General features: G+C 69.6%; 23 protein-coding genes. 10 read left to right on the top strand and 13 right to left on the bottom strand.

The genetic code is table 11. The features are described 5' to 3' along the window. Positions 1-8: 8 nt before the first annotated feature. From ACHAAC_RS00335 to ACHAAC_RS00325, 3 genes are all read right to left on the bottom strand, one after another. Complete coding sequence (locus ACHAAC_RS00335) at positions 9-716, bottom strand: SDR family NAD(P)-dependent oxidoreductase (RefSeq protein ID WP_435713867.1); 708 nt, start codon at positions 714-716, stop codon at positions 9-11. Positions 717-721: 5 nt separating this feature from the next. Further along, a complete protein-coding gene (gene panB / locus ACHAAC_RS00330) occupies positions 722-1,567 on the bottom strand; it encodes a 3-methyl-2-oxobutanoate hydroxymethyltransferase (protein ID WP_435713866.1) in 846 nt (281 codons plus the stop codon). Between the two features lie 62 nt (positions 1,568-1,629). Then, the gene (locus ACHAAC_RS00325) at positions 1,630-3,390 is read right to left on the bottom strand and encodes an NAD+ synthase (RefSeq protein WP_435713865.1); all 1,761 of its coding nucleotides are present in this window, start codon (positions 3,388-3,390) and stop codon (positions 1,630-1,632) included. A gap of 79 nt (positions 3,391-3,469) precedes the next feature. Between ACHAAC_RS00325 and ACHAAC_RS00320 the strand changes: the two genes are divergently transcribed. The 3 genes from ACHAAC_RS00320 to ACHAAC_RS00310 are packed head-to-tail and all read left to right on the top strand — an operon-like array spanning position 3,470 to position 8,642. Then, positions 3,470-4,807 carry a glutamine synthetase family protein gene (locus ACHAAC_RS00320; RefSeq protein ID WP_435713864.1) on the top strand — a complete coding sequence of 446 codons (1,338 nt, stop codon included), beginning with the start codon at positions 3,470-3,472 and terminating at the stop codon, positions 4,805-4,807. Further along, positions 4,804-7,716 (top strand): bifunctional [glutamine synthetase] adenylyltransferase/[glutamine synthetase]-adenylyl-L-tyrosine phosphorylase, encoded by a 2,913-nt coding sequence (locus ACHAAC_RS00315; RefSeq protein WP_435713863.1) that lies wholly within the window; start codon positions 4,804-4,806, stop codon positions 7,714-7,716. The genes ACHAAC_RS00320 and ACHAAC_RS00315 overlap by 4 nt, the downstream gene beginning before the upstream one ends. Before the next feature lie 2 nt (positions 7,717-7,718). Further along, positions 7,719-8,642 (top strand): DUF3152 domain-containing protein, encoded by a 924-nt coding sequence (locus ACHAAC_RS00310; RefSeq protein ID WP_435713862.1) that lies wholly within the window; start codon positions 7,719-7,721, stop codon positions 8,640-8,642. A 45-nt stretch (positions 8,643-8,687) separates the two neighbouring features. On the opposite strand, the gene ACHAAC_RS00305 is transcribed toward ACHAAC_RS00310, so the two are convergent. Beyond that, positions 8,688-8,969 (bottom strand): WhiB family transcriptional regulator, encoded by a 282-nt coding sequence (locus ACHAAC_RS00305; RefSeq protein ID WP_435713861.1) that lies wholly within the window; start codon positions 8,967-8,969, stop codon positions 8,688-8,690. A gap of 239 nt (positions 8,970-9,208) precedes the next feature. Between ACHAAC_RS00305 and ACHAAC_RS00300 the strand changes: the two genes are divergently transcribed. Next, positions 9,209-9,994, top strand: coding sequence for an enoyl-CoA hydratase/isomerase family protein (locus ACHAAC_RS00300; protein ID WP_435713860.1), 786 nt, complete (start codon positions 9,209-9,211; stop codon positions 9,992-9,994). Positions 9,995-10,018: 24 nt separating this feature from the next. On the opposite strand, the gene ACHAAC_RS00295 is transcribed toward ACHAAC_RS00300, so the two are convergent. The 6 genes from ACHAAC_RS00295 to ACHAAC_RS00270 all read right to left on the bottom strand — a co-directional run bounded on the left by ACHAAC_RS00295 (position 10,019) and on the right by ACHAAC_RS00270 (position 16,782). Then, positions 10,019-10,795, bottom strand: a complete 777-nt coding sequence (locus ACHAAC_RS00295; protein WP_435713859.1) for a LuxR C-terminal-related transcriptional regulator — start codon at positions 10,793-10,795, stop codon at positions 10,019-10,021. A gap of 159 nt (positions 10,796-10,954) precedes the next feature. Beyond that, on the bottom strand, positions 10,955-12,193 hold the full coding sequence (locus ACHAAC_RS00290; protein WP_435713858.1) for a class I SAM-dependent methyltransferase: 1,239 nt from the start codon (positions 12,191-12,193) through the stop codon (positions 10,955-10,957). Then, positions 12,190-12,963 carry a DUF1365 domain-containing protein gene (locus tag ACHAAC_RS00285; protein ID WP_435713857.1) on the bottom strand — a complete coding sequence of 258 codons (774 nt, stop codon included), beginning with the start codon at positions 12,961-12,963 and terminating at the stop codon, positions 12,190-12,192. The genes ACHAAC_RS00290 and ACHAAC_RS00285 overlap by 4 nt, the downstream gene beginning before the upstream one ends. Next, positions 12,960-14,225: an NAD(P)/FAD-dependent oxidoreductase gene (locus ACHAAC_RS00280; protein ID WP_435713856.1), complete on the bottom strand. Its 1,266-nt coding sequence runs from the start codon at positions 14,223-14,225 to the stop codon at positions 12,960-12,962. Before ACHAAC_RS00280 ends, ACHAAC_RS00285 begins: the two co-directional genes overlap by 4 nt. 166 nt (positions 14,226-14,391) lie before the next feature. Then, complete coding sequence (locus ACHAAC_RS00275; protein ID WP_435713855.1) at positions 14,392-15,663, bottom strand: fatty acid desaturase family protein; 1,272 nt, start codon at positions 15,661-15,663, stop codon at positions 14,392-14,394. Between the two features lie 15 nt (positions 15,664-15,678). Beyond that, on the bottom strand, positions 15,679-16,782 hold the full coding sequence (locus tag ACHAAC_RS00270; protein WP_435713854.1) for a ferredoxin reductase: 1,104 nt from the start codon (positions 16,780-16,782) through the stop codon (positions 15,679-15,681). A gap of 156 nt (positions 16,783-16,938) precedes the next feature. Here ACHAAC_RS00270 and ACHAAC_RS00265 point away from each other — a divergent pair, with 156 nt between their 5' ends. After that, entirely contained in the window at positions 16,939-17,568 is a 630-nt protein-coding gene (locus ACHAAC_RS00265) for a TetR family transcriptional regulator (RefSeq protein WP_435713853.1), read from the top strand. A gap of 1 nt (position 17,569) precedes the next feature. Here the strand turns inward: ACHAAC_RS00265 and ACHAAC_RS00260 are convergent, their stop codons facing one another. After that, the gene (locus tag ACHAAC_RS00260) at positions 17,570-17,977 is read right to left on the bottom strand and encodes an SRPBCC family protein (RefSeq protein ID WP_435713852.1); all 408 of its coding nucleotides are present in this window, start codon (positions 17,975-17,977) and stop codon (positions 17,570-17,572) included. Between the two features lie 143 nt (positions 17,978-18,120). Here ACHAAC_RS00260 and ACHAAC_RS00255 point away from each other — a divergent pair, with 143 nt between their 5' ends. Genes ACHAAC_RS00255 through ACHAAC_RS00245 form a run of 3 tightly spaced genes read left to right on the top strand, consistent with a single transcriptional unit; the run spans position 18,121 to position 19,468 of the window. Then, positions 18,121-18,810: a VOC family protein gene (locus tag ACHAAC_RS00255; protein WP_435713851.1), complete on the top strand. Its 690-nt coding sequence runs from the start codon at positions 18,121-18,123 to the stop codon at positions 18,808-18,810. Next, positions 18,807-18,953, top strand: a complete 147-nt coding sequence (locus ACHAAC_RS00250; protein WP_435713850.1) for a hypothetical protein — start codon at positions 18,807-18,809, stop codon at positions 18,951-18,953. The genes ACHAAC_RS00255 and ACHAAC_RS00250 overlap by 4 nt, the downstream gene beginning before the upstream one ends. After that, the gene (locus ACHAAC_RS00245; protein ID WP_435713849.1) at positions 18,950-19,468 is read left to right on the top strand and encodes a GNAT family N-acetyltransferase; all 519 of its coding nucleotides are present in this window, start codon (positions 18,950-18,952) and stop codon (positions 19,466-19,468) included. Before ACHAAC_RS00250 ends, ACHAAC_RS00245 begins: the two co-directional genes overlap by 4 nt. A gap of 1 nt (position 19,469) precedes the next feature. Here the strand turns inward: ACHAAC_RS00245 and ACHAAC_RS00240 are convergent, their stop codons facing one another. Then, positions 19,470-19,985 (bottom strand): mycothiol transferase, encoded by a 516-nt coding sequence (locus tag ACHAAC_RS00240; protein WP_435713848.1) that lies wholly within the window; start codon positions 19,983-19,985, stop codon positions 19,470-19,472. 31 nt (positions 19,986-20,016) lie between these two features. Between ACHAAC_RS00240 and dapE the strand changes: the two genes are divergently transcribed. Continuing rightward, positions 20,017-21,078, top strand: coding sequence for a succinyl-diaminopimelate desuccinylase (gene dapE / locus ACHAAC_RS00235; protein WP_435713847.1), 1,062 nt, complete (start codon positions 20,017-20,019; stop codon positions 21,076-21,078). Then, positions 21,075-21,800, top strand: a complete 726-nt coding sequence (locus tag ACHAAC_RS00230; protein ID WP_435713846.1) for a TIGR00730 family Rossman fold protein — start codon at positions 21,075-21,077, stop codon at positions 21,798-21,800. Before dapE ends, ACHAAC_RS00230 begins: the two co-directional genes overlap by 4 nt. Before the next feature lie 13 nt (positions 21,801-21,813). Here ACHAAC_RS00230 and ACHAAC_RS00225 read toward each other — a convergent pair whose 3' ends face one another. Continuing rightward, on the bottom strand, positions 21,814-22,545 hold the full coding sequence (locus ACHAAC_RS00225; RefSeq protein ID WP_435713845.1) for an ion transporter: 732 nt from the start codon (positions 22,543-22,545) through the stop codon (positions 21,814-21,816). Positions 22,546-22,854 lie beyond the last annotated feature (309 nt).

Genomic DNA, 22,854 nt, shown 5'->3' with positions numbered 1-22,854 from the left:
CTGAGGAGTCAGTCCTCGCCCTCCATGGACGCCGCGTAGGTGCGGAACTCGCCGCGCTCGGCGTGGATGGTCCACAACTTCTCCGCGAGGACGTCGGGGTCCTTCTCCGCGCTGCCCTCCTCGATCGCTCCCGGGATGATGAGCTGGGCGACGTGGATGTCCTCGGGTGCGAGCGTCTCGTGCATCATCTGCGCGTAGGCGGACTGCCCCGCGAACGCGATCGACGTCCCGGCGACGTGGGCGCCCGGCTTGACCGCGGAGCCACCGTTGACGAACAGCACCGTTCCCCGACCGATGACCCGCATGCCCTGCAGGACCTGGTGCACGGCGGCCATCGGGCCGTAGACGGAGAACTCCACCGCGGCCGCGGTGTCGGCCGGTGTGGTCTCCAGCACCGGACGCAGGAAGGACTTGTCCGGCAGGGGGCTGTACTGCAGCACCTCGATCGGCCCCTGCTGTGCCGTGACCTCATCGAGCGTCCGGGCGATGGAGGCTACGTCACGCACGTCGGCGACGTAGCCACGGGCGCTCACCCCCTCGGCGCGCAAGTCAGCAGCGAGCGACTCGACGCGTTCGGCGCTGCGGGAGACGAGGGCGATCTCGAAGCCCTCTGACGCGAAGCGGCGTGCGACGGTCGCGCCCAAGCCGCGACCGGCTCCGATGATGGCGAACGTGGTCATGGAGATCTCCGAGCTGTTGATGACGGTGGCCGTCATCCACGCTAGCTCTCGAAGGAGTGCTCCGCAGCGGGGAAGGTCGACCCGGCGACGTCCTCGGCGAAGGCCGTCGCCGCCTCGGAGATGACGCCGTGCAGGTCTGCGTAGCGCTTGACGAAGCGTGGCGCCCGACCCGTGCGCAGACCCATCGCGTCCTGCCACACCAGCACCTGGGCGTCGCAGTCGACGCCGGCACCGATGCCCACGGTGGGGATGTGCAGCCGCCGGGTGATCTCGGCCGCGACGGGCGCCGGCACCATCTCCATGACCACGGCGAACGCACCGGCATCCTGCAGCGCGACGGCGTCGTCCACGAGTCGCTGGCCCGTGTCGCCGCGGCCCTGCACGCGGTAGCCGCCGAGGCTGTGCTCGGCCTGTGGCGTGAAGCCGATGTGCGCCATGACGGGGATGCCGGAGTCGGCCAGCAGCCTGACCTGCGGGGCCATCTCGGAGCCCCCCTCGAGCTTCACGGCATGCGCTCCGCCCTCCTTCATGAACCGGACCGCGGTGTCGAAGGCCTGCTCGGGGGAGCGCTGGTAGGAGCCGAACGGGAGGTCCGCCAGGACGAGCGCGCGCTCGGCCGTGCGGGCCACCGCCTTGACGAGCGGCAGCAGCTCATCGACGGTCACCGGCAGCGACGTCTCGTAGCCGAAGACGTTGTTGGCGGCGGAGTCCCCGATGAACAGCACCGGGATCCCGGCGTCGTCGAAGATCTTGGCCGTGTACTGGTCGTAGGTCGTGAGCATGGCCCACTTGTGACCCTCGAGCTTCCACTGCCGCAGGTGATGCGTGCGGACGCGACGGACGTCGGGTGAGGTGGTGGGGTTTCGGGCAGGGGCGTTCTCGGACATCTGGTGCCTCCTTCTCGCAGCCCCTCGGTGGGGGTCCACGGACGACCCCATCCTGCCACGGCCTACAGGGACTCGCGCCACGCATTCGTCATCGGGACGCGGCGGTCGCGGCCGAAGTTGCGGCGGCTCACCTTGGGACCCGGTGGGTACTGGCGCCGCTTGTACTCCGCACGGTCGACGAGGGTGACGATGCGCTCGACGAGGGCGGGGTCGTGCCCCTCGGCGATGACCTCCGCGGTGCCGAGGTCCCGCTCCACGTACGCGTCCAGCACGGCGTCCAGCACCTCGTACTCCGGGAGCGAGTCCGAGTCCAGCTGGCCGAGACGCAGCTCGGCCGAAGGTGGCTTGCTGATGGCGTTCTCGGGGATCGGCGGCGCCTCGCCGCGGCTCTCGGCCCACGCGTTGCGCCAGCGGGAGACCGCCCACACGAGGGTCTTGGGCAGGTCCTTGATGGGGGCGTAGGCGCCGACGGCGTCGCCGTAGATCGTGGAGTAGCCGGTGGCCAGCTCGGACTTGTTGCCGCACGCCAGCACCAGGTGACCGTGCTGGTTGGACAGCCCCATCCAGATGACGGCCCGGATGCGCGCCTGCAGGTTCTCCTCGGCGACGCCGCCGAGGTCGAGCGCCTCCTGGTAGGCGTCGAAGATCGGCGCGATGGGGACGGTCTGCAGGTCCAGACCGGTGCGGTGGGCCAGCTCGGCGGCGTCGGAGCGGCTGTGCTCGGTGGACCACTCGCTGGGGTTGGAGACGCCGTGCACGTTCTCCGCGCCGAGGGCGTCCACGGCGATCGCGCCGACGAGCGTGGAGTCGATGCCGCCGGACAGGCCCAGCAGGACCGACGATGCGCCGTTCTTGCGGACGTAGTCACGCAGCCCGAGCACGATGGCCCAGTAGCGCTCGCCGAGGTCGTCCCAGCGCTCTGCGACGGTTGCCGGGTCGAGCGGCTCGTACGAGCCGAGCGGCTCGGCGGACACGACGGTGCGGTGCACGCTCAGGCCGTGGAAGCGTGTGCCGGTGTCCGGCATCGGGGCGGTGGCGGCAGGCAGGTCGAGGTCGACCACGAGCAGCTCCGGCTCGAACTGCGCCGTCCTCGCCACGAGCTCGCCGGCTGCGTCGACGACGAGCGAGTCCCCGTCGAAGACCAGTTCGTCCTGGCCGCCGACGAGGTTGACGTAGGCGAGGGCGCAGTCGCCCTCGCGGGCCCGACGGGAGCACAGCTCCAGGCGGGTGTCGTCCTTGGCCGCCTCGTACGGCGACCCGTTCAGCACGACGAGCAGCCCGGCCTCGGCCGCGTCCGCCGCCGCCGACGGGCCGTCCTGCCAGATGTCCTCGCAGATGGCGATGGCGACGTCGATGCCATGCACCTGGACCACTTGGGTCTCGTCGCCGGGGACGAAGTGCCGGAACTCGTCGAAGACCCCGTAGTTGGGCAGGTGGTGCTTGTCGTAGCGGGTGACCACCCGGCCACCGTGCAGGACGGATGCGGAGTTCGTGGGCGCGTTCTTGGGCACGCCGAGCCGCTCGACGTCCACGTGGTCCTTGGCCGAGCCAAGGTGGCCGACGACGACCACGAGGTCACCGAGGTCCTCCTCGGCGAGGGCCTGGGCCAGCCGCGGCACGGCGGCTCGCGACGCCTCGATGAAGGAGGCGCGGTAGGCCATGTCCTCGATCGGGTAGCCGGCCAGCACCATCTCCGGCAGCACGAGCAGGTGCGCCCCCTGCGCGGCTGCGTCCCGGGCCGAGGCGAGGACGAGCTGGGCGTTGCCGTGGAGGTCCCCGACGGTGGGATTGACCTGGGCGAGGGCGAGACGCAGCTGGGGCACGAGTCGAGCCTAGGGGACGCCCACGGACACCGGTCCGAGCGTCATCTGCCTGTCACACGAAGCGTGCGAGGATGACGCCATGGGTAAGCAGGAAGACTTCGTCCTCAGGGCCATCGAGGAGCGCGACGTCCGCTTCGTGCGGCTGTGGTTCACCGACGTGCTGGGCTCGCTGAAGTCCGTGTCGATCGCGCCGGCCGAGCTCGAGGGTGCCTTCGCCGAGGGCATCGGCTTCGACGGCTCGGCCATCGAGGGCTTCGCCCGCGTGCACGAGGCAGACATGCTCGCCAAGCCCGACCCCACGAGCTTCCAGCTCCTGCCGTGGCGGGGCGAGACCCCCGCGACGGCCCGCATGTTCTGCGACATCGCCATGCCCGACGGCTCGCCGTCCTACGCCGACCCGCGGCACGTGCTCAAGCGAGCCCTCACCAAGGCCGGCGACGCCGGGTTCACGTACTACACGCACCCCGAGATCGAGTTCTACCTCTTCAAGGGCAAGCCCCCGCTGGGCGGACGGCCCGAGCCGGTCGACGACTCAGGCTACTTCGACCACACGGCGCAGGGCGCCAGCCAGGACTTCCGCCGCGAGGTCATCACGATGCTGGAGAACATGGGCATCAGTGTCGAGTTCAGCCACCACGAGGGCGGACCCGGTCAGCAGGAGATCGACCTGCGCTACGCCGACGCCCTCTCGATGGCCGACAACATCATGACCTTCCGCACCGTCGTGCGCGAGGTCGCCCTGGGCCAGGACAAGTGGGCCTCGTTCATCCCCAAGGCCTTCACCGAGCACCCCGGGTCCGGCATGCACACGCACGTCTCGCTGTTCGAGGGCGACGAGAACGCGTTCTACGAGGCCGGTGCGCAGTACCAGCTCTCCCAGACCGGTCGCGCCTTCATCGCCGGCATCCTGGAGCACACCCCGGAGATCACTGCCGTCACGAACCAGTGGGTCAACTCCTACAAGCGCCTCGCCGGCGGCGGCGAGGCCCCGAACTACGTCTGCTGGGGCCACAACAACCGCTCCGCGCTGGTGCGGGTGCCGATGTACAAGCCGCACAAGAGCGGGTCGGCCCGGATCGAGCACCGCGGCATCGACGCCGGCTGCAACCCCTACCTCGCCTTCGCGCTCGTGCTCGCCGCGGGGCTCAAGGGCATCGAGGGAGGCTACGACCTTCCGCCGGAGACCGAGGACGACGTGTGGAGCCTGAGCGAGGGCGAGCGACGGGCGATGGGCATCCCGCCGCTGCCGCGCAACCTCGACGAGGCGATCCGCACGATGGAGAGCAGCGAGCTCGTCGCGGAGACGCTCGGTGAGCACGTCTTCGACTTCTTCCTGCGGAACAAGCGTGCCGAGTGGCAGGACTACCGCTCGCAGGTGACGCAGTTCGAGATCGATCGCCTCATGCCCACACTGTGAGCGAGACGCCGGAGCTCGCCCTGGCCCGCCGGGGCTTCCTCGACGGGGAGGCGGCGGCGGCCAACATCGCCCACATCGAAGGGATCGACGACGCGATCGTCGAGCAGCTCGCCGGTGCCCCGAGCCCGGACACCGCGCTCGCCTCGTTGGCCGCGATCGCCCAGTCCTGGGGGGCCGAACGTCTCCTGACCGCGATGCGCGGGGACGACGACCTCCGTGCCCGCCTGCTGCTGGTGCTCGGCACGAGCGACGCCCTGGGCACGTTCCTCGTCCGGCACCCCGAGCACATCGAGCAGCTCGCCTCGGACCGGCTGGCCCGCGAGCCCTTGACGCTCGATCGGATGCGCGAGCAGCTCGGCCGCGCCGACGACCTCGATGAGCTGCGGATCTCCTACCGGCGCAAGCTCCTGCACGTGACGGCACGGGACCTCGCCGGGATCACCACCTTCGAGCAGGTGGCGGCCGAGCTCGCCGATCTCGCCGTCGCCACTCTCGGTGCGGCGCTCGACCTCGCCCGCGAGGACGTGCCGGGGCAGGAGAAGGCGCGGCTGGCCATCATCGCGATGGGCAAGACCGGGGGGCGCGAGCTCAACTACCTCAGCGACGTCGACGTCATCTTCCTGCACGAGCCGGCCGACGGGGCCGACGACGACCAGGCGCTGAAGGCCGCGACGCGGCTCGCGTCCCGCACGATGGCCCTGTGCTCGGAGCACACGGGTGAGGGCTCGATCTGGGAGGTCGATGCCAACCTGCGGCCGGAGGGCAAGAACGGCCCGCTCACCCGCACGCTCGCCAGCCACGTCGCCTACTACGAGCGCTGGGCCTCCACCTGGGAGTTCCAGGCCCTGCTCAAGGCCCGCTACGCCGCCGGCGACGTCGAGCTGGCCGAGGCCTACCTCGAGGCCGTGGCGCCGATGGTCTGGGAGGCGAGCACCCGCGACAACTTCGTGCCCGAGGTCCGCGCGATGCGCAAGCGCGTCATCGACAACATCCCCTCCCACCACCGCGACCGCCAGCTCAAGCTCGGTGCGGGCGGGCTGCGCGACGTCGAGTTCGCGGTGCAGCTCCTGCAGCTGGTGCACGGACGCGCGGACGACTCGCTGCGCAGCCCCACGACGCTCGTGGCCCTGCGCGCCCTCATCGACGGCGGCTACGTCGGCCGGCGTGACGGTGCCACGATGCAGGAGGCGTACGAGTTCCTGCGACGTCTGGAGCACCGCATCCAGCTGTACAAGCTGCGGCGCAACCACGTCGTCCCGGACGATCCGGAGGACCTGCGACGCCTCGGACGCAGCATGGGGTTCGCCCTCAACGCCGGCGAGACCCTGGAGCGTGAGTGGCAGGCACACAAGCGGGTGGTGCGGCGGCTGCACGAGAAGCTCTTCTACCAGCCGCTGCTGGAGGCGGTCACGTCCATCCCCGTGGAGGGCCTGCGACTCACCACCGACGCCGCAGAGGACCGGCTCAAGGCGCTGGGCTTCTCCGACCCCAAGGGCGCGCTCACGCACATCAAGGCGCTCACGTCCGGGGTCTCGCGCCGGGCGACCATCCAGCGCTCGTTGCTGCCCGCGATGCTGGAGTGGTTCGCGGAGTCACCCGATCCCGACGGTGGGCTGCTCGCGTTCCGCAAGATCTCCGAGGGGCTGGGGGAGACACCCTGGTACCTGCGCAAGCTGCGTGACGAGGGGGAGGGGGCCCGGCAGCTGGCCTTCGTCGTCGCCTCCAGCCGGTACGTGACGGACCTGATCCTGCGCGCCCCGGACTCCGTCGCGCTGCTCGGCGACGACACCGAGCTCGTCCCCCGCGACCTGGAGCGGCTCCGCACGGAGATGACGCTGGCGGCGCGGCGACACACCAAGGCGGCCGACGCGATCCGGGCGGTGCGACGGATCCGGCGTCGTGAGCTCTCCCGGGTCGGCATCGCCGATGTCCTGGACCGTCTGGAGGTCACGCAGGCGAGCCGGGCCCTCTCCGACGTCGCGGAGGCCACGCTCTCTGCGGCGCTGACGGCGTCCATCGCGGCGGTGGAGGCCGAGCGAGGTCCGCTGCCCACCCGCATGGCCATCGTCCTGATGGGACGCCTGGGCGGTCGGGAGTCCGGGTACGGCTCCGACGCGGACGTCATGTTCGTCCACGACCCCCTGCCGGACGCCGACGACTCCGAGGCCGCCAGTGCTGCCACGGCGGTGGCCACCGGTCTGCGCACGACGCTCGCGGCCGCCGGCGACGACCCGCCGCTGGAGGTGGATGCCGAGCTGCGTCCCGACGGACGCAACGGCCCGCTCGTGCGCTCCTTCGCCGCCTACCGCTCCTACTACGAGAAGTACTCCGCCGTGTGGGAGGCCCAGGCGTTGCTGCGTGCCCGCGCCAGCATCGGCGACCCGGACCTGTGCGAGCGCTTCACCGCCCTCATCGACCCGCTGCGCTGGCCGAGCGAGGGGATGAGTGAGAAGGAGATCCGTGAGATTCGCCGGATCAAGGCGCGTGTGGAGTCCGAGCGACTGCCTCGCGGCGCCAACCCGAACACCCATCTCAAGCTCGGCCGTGGTGGGCTGGCCGACGTCGAGTGGACGGTCCAGCTGATGCAGCTGCGCCACGCGCACGCGGTGCCCGGGCTGCGCACCACCGGGACGCTGGAGGCTCTGCACGCGGCGGTCGAGGCCGAGCTGATCGACGCAGGCGATGCCGAACAGCTCGAGTCTGCGTGGCGCCTGGTGAGCCGGATCCGCAACGCCGTCGTGCTGATGCGGGCCAAGCCGGCGGAGTCGATGGTGGAGCAGGTTCGCGAACGGGCAGGCGTGGCGCATCTGCTCGGGTACGGTGTGGACGACAACGAACGCATGGTCGATGACTACCTGCGTGCCACCCGGCACGCACGCGGCGTGGTGGAACGAATCTTCTGGGAGTGACGATGAGAACACGTAGTGGCCTGGTCGCCGCCGTGCTGATGGCTCTGGTCGTGAGCCTGGCGCCCAGCTCGGCCGGGGCGGTCGCCGTCCAGGTCGCCCCACCGAGCCTCGCCGCGGCCGAGGCCGCGACGACGGTGGCGGTCGCCGCTGTCAGCCCGCTCACCCCGGGCAGCAAGCCCACGATCTCCGGGGAGCGGCGATACCGCAAGAAGCTCACCGCCAACCCCGGCACGTGGAAGGCATCGGGCCTGACCTTCAGGTATCGCTGGTTCCGTGACGGTCGGCCGATCAAGGGCAAGGGTTCCACCAAGCGCACCCGGGTCATGACGCACGACGAGGTGGGCAAGAAGATGTCGGTGCGGGTGACCGCCTACCGGGCCGGGAACCGCAAGACGATGGGCCCGGTCTCGGACCGCACGGCCGTCGTGCGTCACCTGCACGACCCGCGACGCACCGTCACCTACAGCGTCGTCAACGACGGCTCACGGCTGGACATGGCGCTCACCCGCAAGCGCCTCGCCGCCATCTACGAGGATGCCCGCGGCTGGCGCCGAGGCGCGGTCAAGTTCAAGCAGGTCAAGAGCGGCGGTCACTTCACGGTCGTGATGGCCAAGGCCAGTCGGGTGCCGCGCTACTCCAGCGCCTGCAGCACGAAGTGGAGCTGCCGTGTGGGGCGCAACGTCATCATCAACGAGGCTCGCTGGCGAACGTCCACGCGGGCATGGCGTGCGGCCGGCAAGTCGATCACGTCCTACCGTCACATGGTGGTCAACCACGAGACAGGACACTGGTTCGGCAAGGGTCACGTCGGCTGCGTGGGACGCGGCCGGGCGGCTCCGATCATGCAGCAGCAGTCCAAGGGGCTGCAGGGTTGCAAGCCCAACCCGTGGCCGCGGACCACTGAGGCCGCCAGCATTCGACGGTAGCCTCTCCCCGACGTGGGTCCATCCGTCCGCGCGTCGACGAGGTACTCAGCCGACGTCGCGGCGCAGCAGGTGGCCGCGCTCGGTGGCGTTCAGGCCGCCCCAGACGCCGTAGGGCTCCTTGACCGCCAGCGCGTGCTCCAGGCACTGCGTGACGACCGGGCACTGCTCGCACAGTGCCTTCGCCGCGGCCTCGCGGGCGCGGCGCCGCGGCCCACGCTCGGTCTCGGGAGAGAAGAAGGTGCTCGGGTCGGCGTCGTTGCACGCTCCCTGGTGCTGCCACTCATAGGACTCCTGGATGGGAGCCGGGAGTCGGCTGATGCTGGACATCTGACCTCCTTGGCTGTGCCTGCGAACCGTGGGTCCGCGAAGACCCTGTGTCGATGATTCGCAGCCGTGCCCGGCCCGGATGGGTCAGAACTTTCGACGCCGGTTCCAAACACCCACTTCTGGGGATGGTGGGGCCGGGCCAGGTCGGGAATGGTGAGACCTGCACCACACCGCGCCGCACCATCGTGAATGCCGGTGCGCGTACCGGCATGTTCCACCGTCTCGAAAGGTTCACCATCATGGCCAACGAACTGGGCAACATCGACATCACCGAGGAGGCCGGGGTCCTCACGATCGAGGTCGGTCGGCTGGACGACGCCACGCACGAAGGGCTGGCCAAGGTCTTCCGCATCGCTCACGAGTCCTCCGCCGACGTGGTCGTGCTGACAGGCAAGGATCGCAGCTTCCTCAACCCGATGAACTACGACATCGAGTGGGTCAAGCACCTCGCCGTCTACAAGGACATGTTGAAGATCTTCAAGGAGGCCGAGGACATCATCCGGGACATCATCAATTGCGAGAAGCCCACGATCGCGAAGGTGTTCGCTCCGGGAGCACACAGCCTGGGAGCCTCGATCGCCCTGGCCTGCGACTTCGTCGTCGCTGCAGAGGATGCGACCTTCAGCGACCCCCACCTCTCCGGCTTCGGCGTCGTGCCCGGCGACGGTGGCTCCTTGGTCTGGCCGACCCGCATCGGACTCGGGCGAGCCAGGGAGTTCTTGATGCTGGACAAGGTGGCCAGCGCTCAGGAGGCGCTGGACATCGGGCTCATCAATCGTTGCGTCCCGGTCGACCAGGTCGACGCCGAGGTCGCGGGGATGGTGGAGAAGCTGCAGTCCTACGACCAGGTGGGGGTCAGGTTCTCCAAGAAGTGGCTCAACCAGTACATGCGACAGAACATGAACGTCGCGGGCATGGGAAGCCTCTACGCCGAGGGAATGGTCTTCTCCCACGAGGACTTCGTCGAGAAGGTCGATGCCTACGCGGCCATGCTGCAGGAGCAGGGCGGGTACGAGGAGTCCTGAGTCCAACCGTGGTGGGGCGGGGCGTCAGGGGATCAGACCTCGGCGCCTCGCCTCCACGACGCCAGCATGGCGCGTGCTCACCTCCAGCTTGGCCATCAGGTTGCGCACGTAGGTCTTCACCGTCGCCGTGCTCAGCCTCAGCCGCTCACCGATCTCACTGTTGCTGCACCCCAGCCCGAGGTAGAGCAGGACGTCGATCTCTCGAGGCGTCAGGTTGACGGAGTCCGCTGCCGGGGTCCGTGCCGTGAGCCGGCGCAACGACTCCTCCACCTGACGGAGTCGGGTGCGCAGCCCGACGTCCTCGACGTCGGCGGCAACCTCGCGCAGCAGCAGGTAGCTTTCGGTGATCACGTCGGCCAACCGTTCCTCGCGTGGCGAGGTGTGGTCGATCGTCCGGGTCATCGCGTGGAGTCGTGACTCGACCTCCTCGTGGATGGCCCACTCGTGCCCCAGCGACTGGGCTGCCTCCTCCAGCGCGGCCGCAGAGCGGTCACCCAGGGACGTCGAGGAACGCATCGCGCCGTACAGCACGCCGCGCGTGCGCCGATTGACGACGACCGGCGCCGCGACCAAGGCCAGGATCCCTTCCCTGGTGATCTCGTGCAGGTAGTCGTGAGTGATGCTGCGGGCCGTTCGGTAGTGGTCGACGCGCACGGGACGGTGCTCGACCATGGCCCGGCCGCCGGCACCGCGCTCGGCCTCGATGACAAGTCCGCGCAGCACCTTGCTCCGCGTGCCGGAGAAGTCGGTGAGGTGCAGACGCGAACGTTCGACGCCACCGCCGAAGAGGACGTCGAACACTCCCTCACGCTGCAGTCCTCTGAGCTCGCACCGCAGCTGATCCCTGATCAACGCAGGAAGAGCTCCCTGACCCGCGACGACCATGCCTCGCTCCTCTGTCGGTTCCTGCCATGCCCCGACGTCTGGGGCCACGGTAGTCCACGGGCAGCAGGGGCAGGGTCAGATCTTGCGCTGCATCTGCAGCTGCTGGACGTCGAGGTAGCGAACGCCGAAGCCGGCCTCGCAGTAGGCGAGGTAGAACTCCCACATCCGGCGGAACGTCTCGTCGAACCCCTGGGCGGCGATCGCGTCCCAGCGCGCGTCGAAGCGCTCGCGCCACAGCCGCAGCGTGCGGGCGTAGTCCGGCCCGAGCACCCGGCTCTCGGTCACGAGCAGACTGCCGGTGTGGGACTGCAGCGTCTCGTCGATCGCCTGTCGCGAGGGGATGAGACCGCCCGGGAAGATGTACTTCTGGATCCACCCATAGGAGTTGCGGGTCGTCAGGTAGCGGTGGTGATCCATCAGGATGGCCTGGATGGACACCGAGCCGCCGGGCGCCAGCACCCGGTCGATGGTGGAGAAGTAGGTCGGCCAGTACTCCTCGCCGACGGCCTCGACCATCTCCACGCTGACGACCGCGTCGTACTCGCCCGTGACCTCCCGGTAGTCCAGCAGCTTCAGGTCGATGCGCCCGGCGACGTCCGCGGGCTCCCGGGCGAAGTTCTCCCGCGCCAGCGCGGCCTGCTCCTGGGAGATGGTGATCGTGGTGACCGTCGCGCCGCGTCGTGCAGCACGGATCGCCAACGCACCCCAGCCGCTGCCGATCTCCAGGACGCGAGTGCCCTTGCCGACGTTCGCCTGGTCCAGGATGCCCTCCATCTTGCGCTCCTGCGCGGACTCCAGGGACTCCTCGAAGGACTCGAACCAGGCGGCGGAGTAGGTCATCGTCGGGTCGAGGAACTCGGCGAAGAGGTCGTTGGACAGGTCGTAGTGGCGCTCGATGTTGGAGCGGGAGCCCTCGATGGAGTTTCGTTCGTGCTGCGGAAGGGCGACGTCGACCAGCCGGCGCAGCTTCTGCAGGGACGGGGGGACCAGCGTCGTCAGCCGTGCCGCGAACGGGGTCAGCAGGTCCGCAAGGTCGGTGTCGGGACCCGTGGTCCAGTCGCCCGCCATGTAGGCCTCGCCGAGGCCGATCTTGGTGTCGGCGCCCAGCCGGTTGAACAGGGCCGCGGGGCGTCGCACCACCATCTCGGGGGCGTCGGACCCTCCGGCGCCCCAGTGGCTGCCGTCGGGGAACGTCAGCCGTACCGGCAGGCGGTCGACCGTCGGGCGCAGGATGGCGCGGGCCACCCGGGCCTTGAACGGGGTGCGCGGCGAGTGGGCGAGCCCCGGCCACGCGGACTGCAGTGCCTGGTTCATCGGGTTCCCTCCTGGGGTCGGTGAGTCGGCCGCGGGACGACCGGGAGTCGTCGGAGCCACAGCCACACACCGTGCATTCGGATCAGCAGGCTCACCCGATGGGTCATGAACGGCTGCGTGATGAGCAGTCGCACGAGCCGGCGGGGCGTGGCGGGTGCCGGGGTGCCGCTGAAGGTGGCGCTGAACACGGCCTCGGTGGAGGCTGCGTCGGACGCTGTGCCCTGGCGCAGCACGATGGTGGTGGAGACGGTGTCCGGCTCGAGCCGGAAGCGCAGGTCGTACCGCCCGGCGACCGTGAAGAACGGCGAGACGTAGAACGCCTTGTCGGTCTCGGCCCGGCCGGCCGCGTCGGGCTGCAGCAGGTAGGCGTGGCGCTCACCGTAGGTGTTGTGGACCTCCGCGACGATGCAGGTCAGGTGCCCGTCGGGGGCGATGGCCCAGAACACGCTGAGCGGGTCGAACGTGTGGCCCAGCACGCGGGCGTTGGCCAGCATGACGATGCGGTGGTCGGTGACGTCGAGGTCGCTGGCGGCGCAGAACGTCTCGATGTTCTCGCGGATGCTGCGGTCGGGGTCGCCGATGTGGTCCCCGGCGTGGAAGGAGGAGAACGGCTGCAGCCAGCGCGGCAACCTGGGCATCGCGTCGAGGTCGACGAGCCACTGGTAGACGCGGTACCGGAAGCGGTGCGTCAGGGGGGTGCGCCGGGCGTGCCCCACCGACCCGACGACGAGGGCCGGGAGCTCAGGCGTGATGACGGCATCCGTGCTCACCACGCGCCCCCGAGGGCCTCGGCGGCGGCGAGACCCGATCGTGCCCCGTCCTCGTGGAAGCCCCAGCCGTGGTACGCGCCGGCGAAGGCGGTGCGGCCACCGCTCAGCGAGCCCAGCTCGCGTTGCGCCGCGACCGACGCGGGGGTGTAGAGCGGGTGGGTGTACTGCATGGTCGCCAGGACCGTCGAGGGGTCGATGGCGTCGGCGGAGTTGAGCGAGACGAGGTACGGATCGTCGCTCTCCAGGCCCTGCAGGCGGTTCATCCAGTAGGTGACGGCCGTGCTGCCACCGCTCGTGCCGCACCCGGTCATCCGGTAGTTCCAGGCGGCGCGTGCGGCAGGGGTCGAGGGGAGCCGCCCGGCGTCGTGGTGCAGGACGGTCTCGTTGCGGGAGTAGCCGAAGGAGCCGAGGATGCGTCGCTCCTCGTCGGTGGGGTCGGTGAGCAGGGCCAGGGCGTCGTCGGCGTGGGTGGCGATGACGACGTGGTCGACCTCGTGGGTGGTGCCGGCAGCGTCGAGCAGGTGCACGGCGTCGGGCTTGCGGCTGACCGCGCGGATGGGCGTGGCCACCCGGACGTCGCCGATCGCATCGGTGACCTTGTCGACGTAGGAGCGCGAGCCACCCTGCACGGTGAACCACTGGGGGGAGCCCTTGATGGACAGGAACCCGTGGTGCTTCAGGAAGGCGAAGAGGTAGCGCGCGGGGTACTGCAGGGCGTCGTCACGGCCCGAGGACCACACGCAGGCGACGACCGGGATGGCGTAGTGCGCGATGAAGTGCTGGGAGAACTTGTGCTGGCGCAGGAAGTCGCCGTAGGTGACCTCGTCGTCCGCGGGGGACTCCTGCGCCTCCAGCAGCGCGTGCGCGGCCCGCTGGAACCGCTTGACGCCCGCGAGCATCGACAGGAAGCGCGGGTCCGCGACGCGACGCCGCTGCGCGAAGATGCCGGCGCCTCCACGGCCGCCCGCGTACTCCAGGCCGCAGCCCTCGCAGGAGATGCTCATGCTCATCTCCGTGGGGTGGACGTCGACGTCGAGCTCGGCGAAGAGCCGGCGCAGCAGCGGGTACGTCCGGTCGTTGTGCACGATGAACCCGGTGTCGACGCGGTCCTGGCCGTGCGCCGTGTCGATGGTGTGCGTGTGTGCATGGCCACCGAAGCGGTCGTCGGACTCGAACAGCGTGACGGCGTGGCTGCGCGAGAGCACGTAGGCGGCCGTGAGCCCGGAGATGCCGGACCCGACGACGGCGACGGTGGGGGTCATGTGGGTGATTCGTCAGCGCTCGCCGCAGGGATGGGTCGCATCAGGGTGAGCAGCGTCTCGACTGGTACTCATGCGTGGCTCCGGGTGGGCGGGACAGGTGCGGTCCCATTGTTCCGCAACGGGCCGGGGCCGCACGGCGACGCCGGCCCGTCACGGCCCTCCCGACTCACGCCGTGACGGACTCCCGCTCCTTCTGGGCCGCCTCGCGCTTGGCGCGGCGCAGCGCCTTGGACTCCGGGCTCTTGCCCTGCTTGTACGGGTCGTCGGGCTTGGCCGAGAACGCCGCGAGCTGCCGGGCGACGCTGGCGAGCTGGCGGCTCAGACGACCGCTGTTGTACTGCAGCCCGTTCCGCTCGCAGATCTCCCGGATCTCCGGGGCGATCTTGGGGTAGCGGCGGGCCGGGATGTCCGGGAACAGGTGGTGCTCGATCTGGTGGCTCAGGTTGCCGCTGAGGATGTGGAACGGGATGCTGCCGGAGATGTTGGCCGAGCCGAGCAGCTGGCGCAGGTACCACTGGCCGCGGGTCTCGTTCTCCGCGTCCTCCTCGGCGAAGGTCTGGACCTCGGCCGGGAAGTGGCCACAGAAGATGATGAGGAACGTCCAGATGTTGCGGATCAGGTTGGCGACGAAGTTCGCGCCGAGGACGGCGAGCGGGGCCCACCACCCGACGAACGGCACGAGCGCGAGCGCGAGCACCGGGTAGGCGACGTAGTCCTTGATGATCTGTCGGCGGGCCTTGCGGGCCGCGCGGCTCTTGCGATCGCGGAACTCCTTCTTGGTCATCTTCCCGCCGAGGTACTCATCGAGCTCGATGCCGTGATACATCACGCCCCACTCGAAGAACATCATCAGCAGGAAGGCGGCGGGGAGGTTGAAGCGGTGGTTGGGGTACCACGGCTGGTCCGCGTCGATCCGCAGCAGTCCGTACCCGATGTCGCGGTCCTTGCCGTGGATGTTCGTGTACGTGTGGTGGATGAAGTTGTGGCCGTGCTTCCAGTCCTGCGCGGGAGCCACGTTGTCCCACTCGTACTGCTTGGCGTCCACGAGCGGGTCGTTCATCCAGTCGTACTGGCCGTGCATGACGTTGTGGCCGATCTCCATGTTCTCCAGGATCTTGGAGAGCCCGAGCAGCACGATGCCGGCGATGAAGGTCGGCAGGAAGAACGGCGTGAAGATGCCGATGCGGCCCAGGACCTCGCACGCCTGCTGGATGCGGATGACGCGACGGATGTAGTCGGCGTCGGCCTGCCCGAGGTCGTCGAGGGTCCGCTGGCGGATCGCGTCGAGCTCGAGACCGAAGGTCTCCAGCTCCTCGTGGGACATGTGCTCCAGGCCGATGGTCGAGCGCTTCTGGGCGTCGGCGCCGACGAGCGGCGCCGGGGCGGCGTTGTGGTCGCTGGCGTCGTACGTGGCCACGGTGGGGCGCTTGGTGGACATGGTGTTCTCCCTCTCTCAGAGTGCGACGGTGACGTCGCCGACGGGGACGTTGACGCAGACCTTGATGGTCTCGTCGGTGTTGGCGCCGATCTCGCCGCTCACGACGTGGCGGACGGCGCCGCTGAGCTTCTTGACCGCGCAGGTGTTGCAGACGCCCATGCGGCAGCCGAACGCCGGGGTGAGGCCGGCGAGCTCGGCCTGCTCCAGGATGGTCGCGCCGCTGTTCTGGATCTCGACGACGGGTCCGCGATCGGCCGCGTCGAAGCTGATGGTGCCGGTGGCGTCGGCGGCGTCCAGGTCCACGGACGGGACCTTGAAGTACTCCTGGCGCAGCTGGTCGGCGGCGCCGAGGTCGGTGTAGGTGTCGCGGACCGAGGCGATCAGTCCGGCCGGACCACAGACGAAGGTGAGCGTGTTCGTGGCGTCGACTCCGAGGTGATCGAGGTGATCGACGTGGAAGCGTCCCGTCAGGGCGGCGTCGGACTCGGGAACGCGGGTGTAGACGCGGACCACCTCGGCGTCGTGCATCTCGCCGGCCAGCCGGTCCAGCTCGGGCGTGAACATCTCGTCCTCGCGGGACTTGGCGTAGTGCAGGAACGTGACGTGGCCGCGGTGGTCGCGATCGCGCAGGGTGCGGGCCATCGACATGACGGGGGTGATTCCCGAGCCGCCGCTGAGCAGCAGCAGTCGGTCGGGAGCGGCGGCCGGCAGGGCGAACTCGCCCTCGGCCTGGGAGAGGTGGACGATCGTCCCCGGCTCCAGCTCGCGGTGCAGGAACTGCGAGACGTAGCCGTCGGGGTGGGCCTTGACCGAGACGCTGAAGGTGCGGCCGCGGCCCGCCGCGGAGCTGGCGACGGAGAAGACGCGGACCTTGCGGGTGCCGTCGACCTCGATGCCGAACTGCACGTGCTGGCCGGGTCGAAAGCCCTTCCAGGCGCCGTTGGGGCGCATCACGACGGTGCTGGCGTCGCCGGTCTCGCGGATGACGTCGACGACGCGGGCGCGGACCTGCTCGACGGTCCACATCGGGTGCACCCGATCCAGGTAGTGGTCGAGCGAGTGCGGCGACGTGAGCGTGGCGACGGGGCGCGTGGCCAAGGTCTTGCGGACGAAGCCCATGTGCATCCCTCCACTTTGAGTGAACGACCGTACACCGAAAGTGTGTCTGCTTTCGCACGTCAATGCAAGGGGGTTCCCCGTGACCCCTCGCACGTCGGAACACACCCATGCACTCACCTTGGTGTCGTGCCGCGGGCCAGCCTCTACGATGTGCGGGTGGTCGAACCCGTCGTGCTGAGCCGTCAGGAGCAGAAGGAGCGCACGCGTCAGGCGATCCTCGTCGCGGCCCTGGAGCTCAGCGGCGAGAGCGGGTTCGCCCAGCTCAGCCTGCGCCAGGTGGCGCGCCGGGCCGGGATCGTGCCCACGGCCTTCTACCGGCACTTCACGTCGATGGACGACGTGGGACTCGCCCTGGTGGAGCAGTGCTTCCAGACGCTACGGGCGATGATCCGCGACGCCCAGCGCGACCCGGAGACCTTCGCCGACATCATCGACGCCTCGGCGGAGATCCTCGTGCGGGTGGTCAAGCAGAACAAGACGCACTTCGGCTTCGTCGCGCGGGAGCGCGCCAGCGGGTCCGACTCGGTGCGCCAGGCCATCCAGCGCGAGCTCGAGCTGTTCATCTCCGAGCTGGCGGTCGTGCTGGCCCGGCTGCCGCACATCGAGGACTGGTCGAGCGAGGACGTCCGGATGGCCGCGGGGCTGTTCGTCCGCAACATGGTCTACCGGGCCGAGCAGGTCGTCCACGCTCCCGACGGTCGCGCGGACGTGGAGGAGGACATCAAGCGCAAGGCGCGACGCGAGATGCGCCTGATCGTCCTCGGCTTCGAGAAGTGGAGAAGCTGACTCAGCTGCTGAGCACGCGACCGGCGTGCTCGTCCTGCGCGGCCGAGGCGAGCCGGTCCAGGGCGAGGTTGAAGATGTCGTCGCCCAGCTGGTCCTCGAGCAGCTGCATGATGCCCGGATCCGTCTCGAACTCCGCGGACCACTCGGCGTAGCACGTGCTCTCGGTGTCGGCGACGACGCGGATCGTGGCCCGGTGGTCGGTGATCGGGAACGGCGGCTCGGGCATCGAGTAGACGAGCCGGTGCTGCTCGGCGTCCTGCTCGAGCACGGTCACGACGAGCTCGGGGGAGGACTCGGGGCCGCCGGTGTAGATGTTGAGCCGAGGGTGCCAGCGGGCGAACTCCTGGGCGAGGTCCCACACGAGGGGGCCGGGGGCGGCGACGAAGGTGCGACGAACGATGCGAGGCATGGTGTTCCTGGGTCGACTGCGGATGATCTGCCCCACTAAACCGGTTCGAGGGCCGGTGAGCACCATCGGTGGCGTGAGGCATTGCTCACGTTCGCTCGGTACGGGTCTCGCGCGGTGTGGGTGCTCCGCTCTAGCGTGGCGTCATGGCACTCGTCGCGTACAAGGATCTCTGCATCGACGTCAACGACATGGCGTCGACCACCGCCTTCTGGGGTCAGGCTCTCGGCCTGGACGTCGTCCCTGACGACGACGGCTCCGGCGAGGTGCACCTGGAGGGCCCCACGCCGCGCCACATGGTGCTGCCGTGCATCGTGCCCGAGCCCAAGACGGTCAAGAATCGTGTGCACCTGGACGTCCGCGCCCGCTCGGTCGAGGACCTTCCCGGTGCCACGCGGCTCAGCGACACCGGGGAGTTCCCATGGGCGGTGCTGGCCGACGCCGAGGGCAACGAGCTCTGCGTCTTCACCTACGACGAGGTGCCCGACTACCGGCTCAAGGACGTGGTGGTGGACGCCGCCGACCACGCCGCGCTGGCGAGCTGGTGGGCCGAGGTGTGGGGCGGCACGGTCACCCATGCCGAGGAGGGCTACTCCCACCTCGACGGCGTCCCCGGCGTGCCGTTCGAGTCCTTCGACTTCGTGCCCGTGCCCGAGCCCAAGACCGTCAAGAACCGGGTGCACTGGGACGTGCATCTCCTCGGTGACGCGACGGTCGACGACCTTGTCTCGGCCGGTGCCACGGTGCTGCGGCCACAGGACGACGAGATCGGCTGGACGGTCATGGCCGATCCCGAGGGCAACGAGTTCTGCGTCTTCGCCCGGCGGGACGCATGACCACGAAGGCACAGCTCCGCAAGGCCGCGACCGCCCTGCCGGAGGTCGAGCACGTCGAGGAGGTCGCCGCCCTGCACGGTGTCGGCCCCGAGACCGTGCGTCTGCTGCGTGAGGAGCTGGCGCGTCGAGGGACCAGCTGGTGAGCGTGCTCAGGCTGCTGGAGCTCGACGACGCCGCCGAGGTGGCGGCCCTGTGGCGCGACCATCGTGAGTTCCTGCGCCCCGCCGGCCCGCAGCGCGCGGAAGACTTCTACACGCAGGAGGGTCAGCTGGAGTCCCTGGGGGAGCGGCTCGCCGCCTTCGTGGCCGGGCACTCGGTGCCGCTCGCCGTGGTGGAGGACGGCGTGATGGTGGGGCAGCTGACGATCAGCAGCATCATCCGCGGTGCCTTCCAGTCGGCCAGCATCGGGTACTGGCTCGTCGAGCACGCCACCGGTCGCGGGCTGATGACCCGCGCGGTCGAGGAGGCCGTCGCGAGGGCGTTCGGCGATCTCGGGCTGCACCGCCTGCAGGCCGAGGTGATGCCCTCCAACGCCGCTTCGCTGCGCGTGCTGGAGCGGACCGGTTTCGTGCCGTACGGCCGGGCACCGGACTACCTGTGCATCGACGGCCGTTGGGAGGAGCACCTGCTGCTGCAGCGCATCGCCCCACATCGGTGAGTCAGGAGCGGCGACCCGCCACGCCCAGGACGAACGAGGCCTGACCCAGGTGCTGCAGGCAGTCGCCGATGACACTGACCAGCCGTATCGACGCGGTGACGGGCGGGTCCCACTGCTCGTCCACGACGCGGGCCAGCTCCTGCTCGGTCAGCGACCCCACGTAGCGAAGCGTCAGGTCGTGCACGTCCGCGTGGTAGGCCGCCACCAGATCCGGGTCGGACCGGACGGCCGCCACCTGGTCGGCGTCGTGGCCGTACCCGATGTCATCCGGCGCGAAGGGCAGGTCGAAGCGCTCGCGCCAGCTCTCCCAGGCCTGGTCATGACCGGCCAGGCCCGCGACGTGGTCGTCCTGCACGCGAGCGAGGTGCCACAGCAACCAGATCGGGGTGTTGGCGCCCGGATCCAGGCGCAGGACGGCCGTCTGGTCGTCCAGCTGGCCCGCGACGGACTCGACGAGCTCGCGGATCCGTCCGAAGGAGTCGGTCAGCAGGGAGGTGGTGGCTCGTGGGTCGCTCATGGCTCCACTGTGACACCACTAGGGTGGCGCCATGGCCCGGCTCGACCCCACCCGCGACATCGTCCGGCTCACCGCTGACATCGTCGACATCGCCTCCGAGAGCTTCCAGGAGGCCGAGCTCGCCGACGCCGTGGAGGACGTGCTGCGGTCCCAGCCACACCTGGAGGTCACCCGGGACGGCCACACCCTCGTCGCCCGCACCACCCTCGGACGTGGCGAGCGGGTCCTGATCGCCGGGCACCTGGACACCGTCCCGGCCAACGACAACTTCCCCTCCCGTCTGGAGGGCGACCTCCTGTGGGGGCTGGGGACGTGCGACATGAAGGGCGGCGTCGCCGTCGCGCTCAAGCTGGCCGCCACGCTCCCCGACCCGGTCCGCGACGTCACGTTCGTCTTCTACGAGGCCGAGGAGGTGGCCGCCGTGCACAACGGGCTCGGTCGTGTCGCCCGTGAACAGCCCGAGCTGCTCGAGGCCGACTTCGCGATCCTGATGGAGCCTTCCGTGGCGTCGGTCGAGGCCGGGTGCCAGGGCACCATCCGCATCGACGTCGTGACCCGCGGCGAGCGCGCGCACTCGGCCCGCTCCTGGCGGGGCAGCAACGCCATCCACGCCACCGCACCCATCCTGGCGACGCTCGCCGGCTACGAGCCGCGACGCGTCGTCATCGACGGGCTGGAGTACCGCGAGGGCCTCAACGCCGTGGGCATCTCCGGTGGCGTCGCCGGGAACGTCGTGCCCGACGAGGCCCGGGTCAGCATCAACTACCGCTTTGCGCCGGACCGCAGCGAGACCGAGGCCCTCGCCCACCTGCACGAGCTGTTCGCGGGCATGGAGATCGTGGTCACCGACAGCGCTCCGGGCGCCCTGCCCGGCCTCGACCGGCCGGCTGCGGCGGCGTTCATCGAGGCCATCGGCGCCGAGGTCGCGCCGAAGTTCGGATGGACGGACGTCGCCCAGTTCACCCAGCTCGGGGTGCCCGCGGTCAACTACGGCCCCGGCGACCCCGTCTACGCCCACAAGCAGGACGAGCACGTCCCGATCGCCCACCTGACCGGCGTCGAGGACGCCCTGAGGAGATGGTTGAGCCCATGACATCGTACGACAAGGGGCCGGTGCGGCTGCGTCGTGGCCGCATCCCCAGCAGCACCACCGACCAGCGGCTGCTCGACTCGCGTGGCCAGGTCGACTGGGTGCACACCGACCCGTGGCGCGTCCTGCGCATCCAGGCCGAGTTCGTGGAGGGCTTCGGTGCCCTGGCCGAGCTGGGGCCGGCCGTGGCCGTCTTCGGCTCGGCGCGCACCAAGCCCGAGGACCCCATGTACGAGAAGGCCCGGCTCGTGTCGGAGAAGCTGTGCGAGCGTGGCTACGCCGTCATCACCGGGGGAGGCCCGGGCGCGATGGAGGCCGCCAACCGGGGTGCGAGCGAGTGCGGCGGTGTCTCCGTGGGGCTGGGCATCGAGCTCCCGCACGAGCAGGGACTCAACGAGTGGGTCGACCTCGGGATCAACTTCCGCTACTTCTTCGTCCGCAAGACGATGTTCGTCAAGTACGCGCAGGGCTACATCGTGCTGCCGGGCGGCTTCGGCACCCTTGACGAGCTCTTCGAGGCGCTGACCCTCTCCCAGACGGGCAAGATCACGACCTTCCCCGTCGTGCTGTTCGGCACCGAGTACTGGGGCGGGCTGATCGACTGGCTGCGCTCGACGATGCTGCCGGACGCCAAGATCAGCGAGGCCGACCTCGACCTGCTCCTGCTGACCGACGACGTCGACGAGGCGGTCTCCCACTTCGACGCGGTCGCCTCCTCCGGCTGAGGCCGGGGCTACCTCAGTCCGGCGGACGCCGGACCAGCTCGCTCCTCAGGGCGGCGACCTCGGTCTTGAGGTCGGCGACCGCGTCGAGCAGCGCCTGCTCGCTCTGCTCGACCTCGTCGACGATCTCTCGCGTGTCGTCGTCCTTCTGCATGTCCAGGGCCTCGACCGCCACGGCGATGAACAGGTTCAGCACGATGTAGGTGGAGACGAGGATGAAGCCGATGAAGAACAGCCACGACGCCGGGTGGGCGTCGGTGACGGGGCGGACGACGTTCGCCCAGTCGTCGCCGGTCATGACCTGGAACAGCGAGAGGACGGACCGCACGACGTTGCCGAAGTGCTCGGGGTCGGTGGCCCCGAACATCTGCGTGGCCATGACTGCGGCGATGTAGACCAGCATCACCAGCAGTGCACCGATCGAGACCATGCCCGGGATCGTCGCGGCGAGCGCCGCCACGACGCGTCGCATGGACCGGACTGCCGAGAGCAGGCGCAGCACCCGCAGGACGCGCAGGACGCGCAGCACGCCGAAGGCCCCCGAGGCCGGGATGAGCGCCACGGCAACGACGAACAGGTCGAACAAGCTCCACCCGTCGCGGAAGAAGGAGGTCCCTTGTGTGTAGGGCCCGCGGAGCAATCTCGACGACGAAGCGACGAAGCGACGAAGCGCTGCGCGGTGATGACCTGGGCGCGCACGACGATCTCGAGGGTGCTTTCGGTCTCGAGGGTGCTTTCGGTGAGGCATTCGGAGGTCAGTGTCCCTAGACATCACCAGCCCGGAGACGACTTACCGAATGGAGACCATCGCCGGACACTCCAGATCCAAGCACGAAGAACCCGAGTATGCCGTTTGGGTCGCAACGCCGACCCGCCGTTTGACATAGTCGTTGCATCAGGCGCTCGTCCGAAACCTCGATGATTCTTTGAGCGTTCCCATTATCCCTGACCCTTTCTCGTGATACTGACTTGTGACATAGACCCATAGGCGCGGGAGACGAGTTCCACATGCGATCAACGAGATCGATCCTTGGCACAGTTCTGACTCTGCTGTTCC

Origin of the sequence: Aeromicrobium sp. CF4.19, from assembly GCF_051262555.1 — a bacterium.
Classification (GTDB): Bacteria; Actinomycetota; Actinomycetes; order Propionibacteriales; family Nocardioidaceae; genus Aeromicrobium.
The sequence above is the reverse complement of the archived record's forward strand: the minus strand, read 5'-3'. Positions and strand labels throughout refer to the sequence as shown.